General features: G+C 67.4%; 12 protein-coding genes and 1 pseudogene. 4 read left to right on the top strand and 9 right to left on the bottom strand.

Annotation, left to right across the window (positions count from 1 at the left end):
* The first annotated feature begins 26 nt into the window (after positions 1-26).
* Positions 27-2,035: pseudogene (locus BN4346_RS15635) on the top strand (prolyl oligopeptidase family serine peptidase).
* Between the two features lie 19 nt (positions 2,036-2,054).
* Complete coding sequence (locus BN4346_RS15620) at positions 2,055-2,264, top strand: type II toxin-antitoxin system VapC family toxin (RefSeq protein ID WP_067966635.1); 210 nt, start codon at positions 2,055-2,057, stop codon at positions 2,262-2,264.
* A gap of 11 nt (positions 2,265-2,275) precedes the next feature.
* Here BN4346_RS15620 and BN4346_RS15615 read toward each other — a convergent pair whose 3' ends face one another.
* The 4 genes from BN4346_RS15615 to BN4346_RS14575 form a co-directional block, all read right to left on the bottom strand.
* Entirely contained in the window at positions 2,276-3,109 is an 834-nt protein-coding gene (locus BN4346_RS15615) for a hypothetical protein (RefSeq protein WP_067966631.1), read from the bottom strand.
* Complete coding sequence (locus tag BN4346_RS15410; RefSeq protein WP_067966628.1) at positions 3,109-4,629, bottom strand: aldehyde dehydrogenase family protein; 1,521 nt, start codon at positions 4,627-4,629, stop codon at positions 3,109-3,111. Before BN4346_RS15410 ends, BN4346_RS15615 begins: the two co-directional genes overlap by 1 nt.
* Before the next feature lie 67 nt (positions 4,630-4,696).
* The gene (locus tag BN4346_RS14975) at positions 4,697-5,218 is read right to left on the bottom strand and encodes a mycothiol transferase (protein WP_067966625.1); all 522 of its coding nucleotides are present in this window, start codon (positions 5,216-5,218) and stop codon (positions 4,697-4,699) included.
* A gap of 11 nt (positions 5,219-5,229) precedes the next feature.
* Complete coding sequence (locus tag BN4346_RS14575; RefSeq protein WP_067966744.1) at positions 5,230-5,607, bottom strand: VOC family protein; 378 nt, start codon at positions 5,605-5,607, stop codon at positions 5,230-5,232.
* Between the two features lie 46 nt (positions 5,608-5,653).
* Here BN4346_RS14575 and BN4346_RS14570 point away from each other — a divergent pair, with 46 nt between their 5' ends.
* Positions 5,654-7,378 carry an N-acyl-D-amino-acid deacylase family protein gene (locus BN4346_RS14570; protein WP_067966620.1) on the top strand — a complete coding sequence of 575 codons (1,725 nt, stop codon included), beginning with the start codon at positions 5,654-5,656 and terminating at the stop codon, positions 7,376-7,378.
* 76 nt (positions 7,379-7,454) lie between these two features.
* Here the strand turns inward: BN4346_RS14570 and BN4346_RS14565 are convergent, their stop codons facing one another.
* Complete coding sequence (locus BN4346_RS14565; RefSeq protein WP_067966617.1) at positions 7,455-8,327, bottom strand: hypothetical protein; 873 nt, start codon at positions 8,325-8,327, stop codon at positions 7,455-7,457.
* A gap of 175 nt (positions 8,328-8,502) precedes the next feature.
* Here BN4346_RS14565 and BN4346_RS14415 point away from each other — a divergent pair, with 175 nt between their 5' ends.
* Entirely contained in the window at positions 8,503-9,315 is an 813-nt protein-coding gene (locus BN4346_RS14415; RefSeq protein ID WP_067966614.1) for a class I SAM-dependent methyltransferase, read from the top strand.
* 4 nt (positions 9,316-9,319) lie between these two features.
* On the opposite strand, the gene BN4346_RS14400 is transcribed toward BN4346_RS14415, so the two are convergent.
* The 4 genes from BN4346_RS14400 to BN4346_RS13480 all read right to left on the bottom strand — a co-directional run.
* The gene (locus BN4346_RS14400; RefSeq protein WP_067966610.1) at positions 9,320-10,336 is read right to left on the bottom strand and encodes an aldo/keto reductase family protein; all 1,017 of its coding nucleotides are present in this window, start codon (positions 10,334-10,336) and stop codon (positions 9,320-9,322) included.
* Positions 10,337-10,502: 166 nt separating this feature from the next.
* Entirely contained in the window at positions 10,503-10,985 is a 483-nt protein-coding gene (locus BN4346_RS14050; protein WP_167666189.1) for a GNAT family N-acetyltransferase, read from the bottom strand.
* A 26-nt stretch (positions 10,986-11,011) separates the two neighbouring features.
* Positions 11,012-11,284: a type II toxin-antitoxin system TacA family antitoxin gene (locus BN4346_RS13845; protein ID WP_067966604.1), complete on the bottom strand. Its 273-nt coding sequence runs from the start codon at positions 11,282-11,284 to the stop codon at positions 11,012-11,014.
* A gap of 63 nt (positions 11,285-11,347) precedes the next feature.
* A partial coding sequence (locus BN4346_RS13480) for a response regulator transcription factor (protein WP_167666188.1) occupies positions 11,348-11,728 on the bottom strand: 381 nt, incomplete at its 5' end.

Genomic DNA, 11,728 nt, shown 5'->3' with positions numbered 1-11,728 from the left:
CAACTCACATTACCGTCGTGGTCACAATGACTTCCATGCCTGCCGAAGACATCGACGACCCGTACCTGTGGCTGGAGGACGTTACCGGCGAGCAGTCCCTGGACTGGGTGCGCGCCCACAACGACCCGACAGTCGAGGAGTTCGGCGACGACGACTTCGAAGCGATGCGTGCCACCGCGCTGGAAGTGCTCGACACCGACGCCCGCATCCCCTACGTGCGACGTCGTGGGGAGTACCTCTACAACTTCTGGCGCGATGCCGCCAACCCGCGCGGGCTGTGGCGGCGCACCACCTTGGACAGCTACCGCACCGACAGCCCGGAGTGGGACGTGGTCATCGACCTCGATGAGCTCGCCCGCGCCGACGACGAAAACTGGGTCTGGGGCGGGGCCAACGTGATCGAGCCCCACCACACCCGGGCCCTGATATCGCTGTCCCGCGGCGGATCAGACGCCGTGGTGGTGCGTGAATTCGATATGGCAACAAGAGAATTCGTCGGCGCGGACGCCCAGGGATTCGAGCTTCCCGAGGCCAAGACACGCATCGGCTGGGAGGACGACGACACGGTGCTGGTGGGCACCGATTTCGGCGCCGACTCGCTGACCGAGTCCGGCTACCCCCGGATGGTGAAACGATGGCGCCGCGGCCAGGATCTGGCGCAGGCGGAGACAGTATTCGTCGGAGCCACAACCGATGTGGTGGTGGCCGCGGGCCGAGACCGCACCCCCGGATTCGAACGCACCATGGTGTCGCGGGCCATCGACTTCTTCAACGACGAAGTCTACGAATTACGCGAGGGCGAGCTGATCCGCATCGACGCGCCTACCGACGCCTCGGTGTCGGTGCACCGGCAGTGGATCCTGATCGATCTGCGCACCGACTGGGACACCGCCACCGCGTCGTATCGAGCCGGCTCACTGTTGGCCGCCGACTACGACGAATTTCTCGCCGGCACAGCGCAGTGCAGCGTCATCTTCGAACCGGACACCCACACCGCGATGCATCACTACGCATGGACCCGCGACCGGCTGGTGCTGGTCACGCTGCACGACGTGGCGAGCCGGGTGGAGATCGTCACGCCAGGTGACTGGCAGCGTCGGCCGGTCGCCTCGGTGCCGGCCAACACCAACACGGTGATCGCGGCCGCCGACGATACCGGTGACGAGATCTTCTTGGACTCAAGCGGATTCGACCGTCCGTCGCGGCTGTTGCATGGCCCGGTGGACGGGACGCTGACCGAGATCAAGTCCGCTCCCGCATTTTTCGATGCCGACGGGCTGCAGGTCAGCCAGTACTTCGCCACCTCGAAAGACGGCACCGCGATCCCGTACTTCGTGGTGCGCCCGCCGGGCGCCACCGGCGCGACACTGCTCGGCGGCTACGGCGGATTCGAGGTGGCGCGCACCCCGGGTTACGACGGTGTGCTGGGCCGGCTTTGGCTGGCACGCGGGGGCACCTACGTGCTGGCCAACATCCGCGGCGGCGGCGAGTACGGGCCGGGCTGGCAGGACGGCACCTGGTGGCCGAGGATTTCGCCGCGGTGGCAACCGATCTGGTGGCCCGCGGCATCACGACGGTGGCACAGCTGGGAGCGGTCGGCGGCAGCAATGGCGGACTGCTGATGGGCATCATGCTCACCGCCTACCCGCAGTTGTTCGGCGCGCTGGTGTGCCAGGTGCCGCTGCTGGACATGCGGCGCTACCACCTGCTGCTGGCCGGCGCGTCCTGGGTGGCCGAGTACGGCGACCCGGACGACCCCGACGAGTGGGAGTTCATCAGTAAATACTCGCCGTACCAGAACATTTCCGCCGATGCCGCCTACCCGCCGGTGCTGATCACCACCTCCACCCGAGACGACCGGGTGCATCCGGGGCATGCCCGCAAGATGGCGGCGGCACTGCAGGACGTCGGGCATCGGGTCTGGTACTACGAGAACATTGAGGGCGGGCACGGCGGCGCGGCCGACAACGCCCAGGCGGCGTTCAAGTCAGCGCTGAGCTTTTCGTTCCTGTGGCGGACGCTGGGGCAGGCCTGACGCACCGCTCACACCCAAATTGGGTGCACGCGCCGACATCGCCGACATCACGTTGACCCGATACCCGCTCGGCTCACTTGCCGATCGGGTATGGCAGCTGCGTCACCACCTGACGGCCTCCGACGCCACGTTCATCGCGCTGACGGAGATATTGGACGCACCATTGGTGACCTGCGATCGCAGACTGGCCCGTGCCGGTGGTCACCATGCACTCGTGGAGGTGTTCTGAAGGTCGACCCGTCAGGACTTCTTACGCAGGCCACCGGCCAGCGCGATTCCGACCCCGACCAGCACCATCACCGCACCGGCCGCCAGGGTCAGATTGAGCCAGAGGTGCAGGCTCCCTTCGGCCACATCGGCAAGGGCATCGGTGATCCGGCGAATGTCGCCGGTCGCCTGGCTGAGCACCTGGTTGAGCAGGCGCCGCGCCACTTCGACCCCCGACCAGCCGACCGCGCCCACCAACAACGCCGAAACACCCAGGCTCGCCAAGGCCCTGCCGCGGTGCCGTGCCGCGATCAGCGTCAGAATCGCGCACAATCCGGCCATTGCGCCCAATACAACAGTGAGCAACGGCCCCCACACTGCGAGCCGGTGCAGCCCACCGGGACGCATCACCTCCGTGGACGTCGACGTCAGTGGCACCGTCAACGAGGCCGGCAACGTGATGGGGTAGTCGGACAGCAGCTGCGCAAACGCATCGTCGCGCAGCATCGGTATCACGTCGATCTCCCAGGGACCGGGATCGCCGACGTTGAGGAGCCACGCGTGCCCGTCCCGGTTGACCCGAACGAACTGCGCCGGAAATGACGGCCCGGCGGTGTATTGGCGGGCCGCCTGTCGTACCTCCGACGGGTCGATGCCGAAGCCACTCCCCCGGATCAGCTGCACCGTCTGAGCGCTGAGCTCGGCCGCCACCGCGTCCTGCAGGGCCGGTTGAGCCGCTGCCCGCTCCGCCAACCGCGCGTAGCCGTCGGCGTCGATGAGGTTGTACTGCGCCCATGCCGTCGGCAGCGCCACCGCAAGGATTGCGGTGGTCAGCAGCCAGAACAGCGTCGCGGTGAAGACGCGCACTATTTCGCGGTGCGGCGCGGACGCGCCAGCGCCAGCTTGGTGATCAGCCGGTTGCTTCGGGCCAGCGTCTTGAGCGAATTGTGGTAGAAGTTCCCGCCCGCACCGACGTTGGTGCGCGGTGCGACGACGGTCTCCTGCCGACAGAACTTGCGGATGCCGTCCTCACCGCCGAAGCGCGCCCCGATGCCCGAGGTCTTCCAGCCACCCATCGGCGCCGTCGTGCACATCAGGTTGGAGATCACGTCGTTGACGTTCACCGCTCCGCAGTCCAATTGCAGTGCAATGTCTTTGGCCCGCGCGACGTCACGGGAGAACACCGAGGCGCTCAACCCGTAGGCGCTGTCGTTGGCGAGTCGGATCGCCTCGTCGACGCTGGCGACCTTCATGATCGGCAGGGTCGGGCCGAAGGTCTCCTCGGTCATGCAGGCCATCGAGTGGTCGACGTCGACCAGCACGGTGGGCGGGTAGAAGCTGCCCGGACCGCCTGCGCGTTCACCACCGGTCAGCGCGCGCGCCCCGGCGGCCAGTGCGTCCTTGACATGCCGCTCGGTGATGGACAGTTGCTGGTCGCTGATCAGCGCCCCGAAGTGCTTGCCCTCGCCGGTGCCCATCTGTAACGCCTCGACATCGCGGACGACCGCGGCGACGAACTTGTCGTAGACAGGTTCGAGCACGTACACCCGCTCGACCGAGACGCAGGTCTGACCGGCGTTGAACATCGCGCCCCACACCGCGGCGTGCGCGGCCAGGTCGATGTCGGCGTCCTCGCACACGATCATCGGGTCTTTGCCGCCGAGTTCGAGGCTGACCGGCACCAGCCGGCTGGCGGCGCGCTCGGCGACCTTGCGCCCGGTGGCGGTGGAGCCGGTGAACTGCACGTAATCGGAGTTGTCGATCACCGCTTCGGCGACCTCGCGCGCGCCCTGCACCACCGCGAACACGTCCGGGGCGCCGGAGGCCAGCCAGCCCTGGCGAAGGACCTCCGCGGTGAGCGGGGTCTGCTCGGACGGCTTGAGCAGCACCGCGCAGCCGGCCGCCAACGCGCCGATGGCATCCATCAGCGCGTTGGCCACCGGGTAGTTCCACGGCGCGATCACGCCGACCACCGGACGGGGCCGGTAATGGATGGCGATCTTCTTGATGCTCATCACCGGCAGCGAGGCCGGCCGGGTCTCCGGGGCGACCGCCTTCTCCATCACCTTGATCACGTACGACAGGATCATGATCAGCAGCGGCACTTCTTGCGCGGCGTCGGTGCTGGACTTGCCGGTCTCGGCGATCAGCAGCTTCTCGATCTCGTCCCGGTTGTCGCCGAGCCACAAGGCGAATCGGGCCAGGGCCTTGGCCCGGCCCTTGGCGCCGCGGTGCTCCCACTCCCGCTGGGCGGTGCGCAGCCCGGCCGCGATCTTTTCGACGTCAGAAGGGTCGGTCCACTGCACCTCGCCGGCAGTCTCCCCGGTGGCGGGGCTGAACACGGTTCCGGTGCCGGTGAAGGCAGCGACTGAGTTGGTGGCGGTCATGGCGCCATGCTAGTCCGGGCTGTGACCCGGATCGCACCGGGCCTCGACAGGTGTCAAGTTGGGGCGCTCACCCTTTTAAGCCTCGCAGGTACGCGGCCTGTCCCAGATGCTGAGCGCAGTCATCGATGATGCTGACCAGCCGGACCCCCGCCGTCACCGGCGGGTCCCAATGGGTGTCCACGACCCGGGCCAGCTCGTCGGCGGTGACGCCGTCCAGGTAGCCCAGGGTCAACTGATGCACGGCGCGGTAGTAGCCCGCCAGCAGTTGGGCCGGGGCACGAACCTTGGCGACATCGGCGGGGCTGTGGCCGTAGCCACTGTCATCACGCGGCAGGTCCAGGTCGAACCGGTCCACCCAGCCGTCGCGGGTCCACACCTGCTCGACGCCGGCGACCTGGGCGATCTGAATGTCCTGGACCCGGGCGCTGTGCCAGAGCAGCCACGCGATGCTGTTGGCCTGCGCCGTCGGCCGATAGCCGGCCACCTCATCGGTGAGCCCGTCGGTGAGTTCGTCGGAGTGCTCGATCAGCCGGGTGAATGCGTCGCGGAGCAGGGCCCGTAAAGCGGCGGTTGTGTCGTTCTCCGTCATACCGCCCGACGCTACGCCTGGTGGCAGACCGCCTCGACGTTGTTGCCGTCCGGATCGCGGACGAAGGCGCCGAAGTAGCTAGGGTGGTATTCGGGCCACAGCCGCGGCGCGTGCAGGGACTCGGCGCCCAGTCGCAGGGCGGTGTCGTAGAACGCCTGCACCTGCTCGGGATCGGCGGCGCTGAACGCGACGTGGACTTCGCGATTGGGGCCCGAGGCGTCACCCGCGGCCGCGTCGGCGATCCAGAAGGTGGGGTGGCCGTCTCGTCCGTAGCCGACGGCCTCGCCGAAATCCAACTGCCGCGTGTAGCCCAGAACGTCGAGCACCGCGTCGTAAAACTTCTGCGACCTGGCGAAGTCGGTGCAGTTGATGCCCAGGTGGTCGATCATGGAATACATCCTGGCATGCGGCACCGCACGGTCGTAGATTAACTAGATGAGCCTCGATGTCGTGGTCCGCAACGGCACGATCGTCGATGGGCTGGGTGGCCAACCCTATGTCGGTGATGTCGGGGTCCGCGATGGTGTCATCGCCGAGGTCGGCAGGGTGACCGGCGACGCGCAGCACGTCATCGATGCGACCGGCCTGCTGGTGACACCGGGTTTCGTCGATCTGCACACCCACTACGACGGCCAATCGATCTGGTCGGATCGCCTCAATCCCTCATCGGCCCATGGGGTGACGACCGCGCTGATGGGCAACTGCGGGGTGGGGTTCGCGCCGTGCCGCATCGCCGACCACGACGTGCTGGTGGACCTGATGGCCGGCGTCGAGGACATTCCCGGCGTGGTGATGACCGACGGACTCCCCTGGACCTGGGAGACGTTTCCGCAGTTCATGGATGCCGTCGACATGCGGCAGCGGGATATCGACGTGGCGGCGTTCCTGCCGCATTCGCCGCTGCGCGTCTACGTGATGGGACAGCGCGGCATCGACCGCGAGCCGGCCACTCCCGCGGATCTGGCGCACATGCGCAGGCTGGCCCAAGAGGCGGCAGAGGCTGGGGCGCTAGGCTTCTCGTCGTCGCGGCTGGTCACCCACCGCACCCAGGGCGGCTCCCAGATCCCCAGCTATGACGCCGCCTACACCGAGATCCTCGAGATCGGCCGCGGCATCGCCGACGGTGGTGGTGGCCTGATCCAGTTCGTCCCTGACCTCCCGGACCGCGCATATCAGCCTGTGCTGCAGCAGGTTTTCGACGCGGCCACCGATGCCGGGCTGCCGGTCACGTTCACCTTGCTGATCGGGAACGCCGGTGAGCCGATCTGGCCGGACGCAATCGCCTTGGTGGAGAAGGCCAACAGCTCCGGTGCCGCGGTCACCGCGCAGATCTTCCCGCGACCGATCGGGCTCATGGTCGGCCTGGACCTGAGCATCAACCCGTTCGTGCTGTACCCGAGCTACCAGAAGATCGCTCGCTTGCCGCTGGCGCAGCGAGTAGCCGAGATGCGCAAACCCGAAGTGCGGCAGCGGATTCTGGCCGATCAGCCCAGCGTCGTCCCGACCAACCCGATCGCCTACCTCTCCCAGTCCTGGGACTGGACGTACCCGCTGGGCGATGACGCCGATTACGAGCCGGATCCGTCGAGGAGCATTGCGGCGCGGGCCCGGGCACGCGGCGTCTCCCCGGTCGAAGAAGCATATGACCGGCTGCTCGAAGACGACGGGCACGCGATCCTGCTCGACGCGCTGGCGAATTTCGAGAACAACTCGCTGGACACCGTCGGGACTCTGATGCGCCGCGACGACGTGGTGCTGGGGCTGGGCGACGGCGGCGCCCACTACGGAATGATCTGTGACTCCAGCTTTCCCACCTATGTGTTGACGCACTGGGCCCGTGACCGAGCAGCGGGGCGCCTCAGCGTCGAAGAGGCGGTCCGCGAACTGACCTCGACCCCGGCCCGGGTCGCCGGACTCGAGGACCGGGGTCGCATCGCGGTCGGTTACAAGGCGGACCTCAACGTCATCGACCACCAGAACCTGCGGCTGCACAAGCCGGTGGTCACCTATGACCTGCCGGCCGGTGGACGCCGGTTGGATCAGACCGCCGATGGCTATGTCGCGACCATGGTCTCCGGGGAGATCATCACCGAGAACGGCAAACCCACCGCGGCCCGGCCCGGCAGGCTGGTACGCGGCCGTCAGCCCGCGCCGTCCTGAGCCTCCTGCCCCTCCCCCTGCCCCGCCGTGCGGTTTCATACGCAACACGCCGCTCGTCCCGGATGGGACCGCACAGTCACCACGTCTTCGGGCAACCGCGATCAACCAAGGCCGCGCCCACCCGGTCCAGGAACACCCGCGGCCGGTTGTGCAGCGTGCGGCTGGCCAACCGGATGTCCAGCCAGCCGCGTTCCGCGATCAGCGCAGCCCTTTCGAGGTCCCATTCGCGCTGCTTGGGGTCGGTCCAGTGGTGGGCACCCTCGAAGTCGACACCGACGAGAAATTCCGGCCAGCCGATGTCGATGCGCGCAAATACGTTCCCGTAGTCGTCGTAAATCGGGATCTGCGTCTGTGGCCTGGGGAATCCCGCTTGCAGCAGCAACAGTCGAGTCAGCGATTCATACGGTGATTCAGCCCCGGCGTCGACGAGATCGAGCGTCTTCGCCAGCTGACGCAGCTCCCGAGCGCCCGGGTGGCGGGCAATGACCGCCTCCACATCGCTCACCTTTACGTCGGTGGCATTCATCAACGCATCGAGGCGCTGCACGCCTTGCTTGAGCGGAAGCCGTCGGCCGATGTCAAAGGCGGTGCGGGCGGCCGTGGTCAGCGGCAGACCGTCGATCTCGGCGGTCTCACCCGCTAGCAACGTGTCGGTGTGCACCCGGATCAGGTTCGGCGGCCGCCGATTCGTATGGATGAGTTCTGCCGGGCAATCAGATTCGATCCACTTGGTTCCCAAGAGCGCCGCAGCAGATAGCCCCGCGAGGACGCCTCGGCGGCGCGACCACAGCCACGCGGCCCGGGCGCGTTGCTGCGGCGACAGGTCGGCTTCCCGCGGCACCCACACGCCCGGGTAGACGGCGGCGTGAAAGCGGCGGAGTTCACGGAACGTCAGTGCACCGGACTCAAGTGCCTCGCCTGCCAGAAACGGCCACTCAATGGTCTGCATGGCCGGAGGTTCGCAGGAATTCTGACCACCGGCCGACGGCCATCCACAAGCGAGCGGTAGTGCGCCACCGAACGTGCGGTTTCATACGCCGACCCCGGCGTGTTGGGTATGAAACCGCACGGTCGGCGAACGACGACGCATCCGACAACGCGATTCTGTCTCATAATATGTTGACGTGACGAAGTCCCCAGCGCCCAAATACACCCACGGCCACCACGAATCGGTATTGCGCGCCCACCGCTCCCGCACGGCACAGAACTCCGCGGCCTATCTGTTGGAGTCGCTGAGGCCGGGTTTGCAGCTGCTGGACGTCGGCTGCGGCCCCGGAACCATCACGGCGGACCTGGCCGCCCTCGTCGCACCGGGCCGGGTGACCGCCATCGAGCCCATCCCCGAGGCACTGGATCTGGCCCGCGACTACGCGCGTGAACGGGGGCAGCACAACATCGACTTTGTGGTTGCTGATGTGCACGCATTGCAGTTCCCCGACAACAGTTTTGACGTGGTACATGCCCATCAGGTGCTGCAACACGTCGCCGATCCGGTGACCGCGTTGAGCGAGATGCGCCGAGTGTGCAAGCCCGGCGGCGTGGTGGCCGCGCGAGACAGCGACTACGAGGCGTTCACCTGGTATCCGGCATCGGCCGAGTTGGACGACTGGCTGCGGCTGTATCGCGATGCCGCGCGAGCCAACGGCGGTGAGCCCGACGCGGGCCGGCATCTGCTGGCCTGGGCGCACGCGGCCGGGTTCACCGACGTCACCCCGACGGCGAGCGCGACGTGTTACGGCACACCCGCCGACCGGGAGCACTGGGGCGGCATGTGGGCCGACCGGATCCTGCAATCGGCCATCGCCCAGCAGCTGCTCGACAGTGCTGCCGCCGATCAGACCAAGCTGCAAGCGATTTCACAGGCCTGGCGGGACTGGGCCGATCATCCCGACGGCTGGTTGCTGATCCCGCACAGCCAGATCCTGTGCCGGGTGTAACGGCCTAGATCAACCGTTTGGCCGGGGTGGAGCGAGCCACCACGTCGGCGTCGCTGGTCACCGCGTCGCCCAGCACCTCATCGATGCGGGCCAGCAGCTCATCGGGGATCCGCACGCCGGCGGCCTTGACGTTCTCGGCAACCTGCTCCGGGCGCGACGCCCCGACCAGAGCGGCGGCGACATTGTCGTTCTGCAGCACCCAGGCAATGGCCAGCTGTGCCGTCGTCAGCTCCAGCTCCGCGGCGATCGGTGCCAACTGCTGCACCCGGGTCAGCACGTCGTCGGTCATGAATCGTTTGATGAAGTTCGCGCCGCCCTTCTCGTCGGTGGCACGCGAGCCGGCCGGCGGCGGCTGACCCGGCAGGTACTTGCCGGACAACACGCCCTGGGCCATCGGCGACCAGACGATCTGACTGAGTCCGAGTTCTCGGCAGGTCGGGACTACCTCGGGCTCGATCACGCGCCACAGCATCGAATACTGCGGTTGGCTGGAGATCAGCGATATGCCGAGCTGGCGGGCCATCCCGTGGGCTTGGCGGATCTGTTCGGCAGTCCACTCGCTGACACCGATGTAGAGCGCCTTGCCCGCCCGGACGATGTCGGCGAAGGCCTGCATGGTCTCCTCCAGCGGGGTGAAGGAGTCATAGCGGTGCGCTTGGTACAGGTCGACGTAGTCGGTGCCCAGCCGGCGCAGCGAGGAGTCGATGGCCTCCATCATGTGCTTGCGGGACAAGCCGGTGTCGTTGCGGCCCAACGGGGCCGGCCCGATCGGCCAGTAGACCTTGGTGAAGATCTCCAGCGATTCACGCCGCCGTCCCTTCAGCGCGGCGCCCAGTACCTCCTCGGCGCGCCCGTTCGCGTAGACATCGGCGGTGTCGAAGGTGGTGATGCCGGCATCGAGCGCGGCGTGCACGCACGCGGTGGCGACGTCGTTCTCGACCTGCGATCCGTGGGTGAGCCAGTTGCCGTAGGTGATCTCGGAGATCTGCAGGCCGGAGTTGCCCAGGTAGCGAAATTCCATAGAGCCATCATGGCCGAGATCGCGGCCCGCCGTCTTGAATCAGCCCGATGACGCCGATGCTTGATCGAATTGCCTGACCATCGAAGACAATTCGGCTCGGGTGGCGACGCCGGCCCCGTCGCCGTTCACAGCAGGGAGAACCTGTCGAGGCGCGGCGCGGGCCATCTCACGTCGGCGGTGTGAGCGCGGCGTCGATGTCGGCGATCTTTTGGACGAGTAGGAGGCTGTCCGGCACGCGGCGAAAACCCAGCGATTCGTAAAATCGGGCGACTCGCTCGTGCAGGGCGTCCACCACAACGAGTCTCGCGGCGACCGTGTGGGTGGCCTCGACGACACGAGCGAGTGCGTCGGCGACCAGGACCACGCCCAGCCCTTGCCCTTGCAAGGACGTGGACAACGCGAGCCGGGCGAGCAGAACCGCCGGGATCTCGACCGGCCCGCCGCGGCCAATTCGGCGGGGGACGGCCGCGCGTGCGACCTTATGGGCCGCCAGAGCGTAGTAACCGACGACCGTGCCGGGCGGATCCACCCAAACCCAGGTCCGAGCGGTGTTCCGAACGCTCGCCGGGGCGGCCTGCTCGCGCAACCAGGCGTCCAGAGACGGCTCGCCGCAGCTAAAGCCGCTGACATAGTGCCGGTCCGGATCCAAGCGTTGGGAGCGGAAGGGCATCCCAGTCAGTCGCGGATCACGACTTCGCGCGCGCGCTGAGCAGCCTGGGTAAGGGCGGTATTCGGCGACGGCGGAGCGTCAAGCGCGGCGAACATCTCGTCGAAGAACTCCGGGGGTACGGTCGTCGTCGCCTCGTGCTCGCGAAGAACCCGCTCGGCCTTCTCCTCAGCTGCGGTCCGGGCGAACTCGCTGACCGGTTCGTGGACGAGCGCTGCGGCACGCTCGATCTCGGACTTGCGATCCGGGCGGATCCGAAATTCCAGGCGAGCAGAAGCCATTGAGGACATAACCCCACCTCCTACGTCCGTACCACTGTACGGACACGACAGCCCGCTTGTCCATCACGTTTCGCGGGCATCCTGACGTGATGCATCACGTCCCCACACCGGCGCAGGAGACAAGCCGGCCCCAGCTTGATCGAATCGCTGGACCATCGAGGACAATTCGGCTCTGGTGGCGACACCGGCCTTAACCGTCGCCCGGTAGACATGGCCTTCGACCGTGCGCACCGACAACGACATCGCCTCGGCGATGTCGCGGTTCGACAGGCCGTGGGCCACCAACAGGGCGATCTCGCGCTCCCGTTCCGTGAGCGGCAGGGTCACCCTGGCCGCAGCCAATGCCGGGCTGGTGGCACCGCCACATTGCTGGGCGAGTTGATCAGCCCGGGCGCCGGCCGACAAAGCGCTGCCGCGCAGGCCGGCCTGCCGATAGCCCGCCGC

It is taken from the genome of Mycolicibacter icosiumassiliensis (assembly GCF_900078685.2).
Lineage (GTDB): Bacteria > Actinomycetota > Actinomycetes > Mycobacteriales > Mycobacteriaceae > Mycobacterium > Mycobacterium icosiumassiliensis.
Note: the sequence above shows the minus strand (reverse complement) of the source record. Positions and strands in the feature narration are given on the sequence as shown.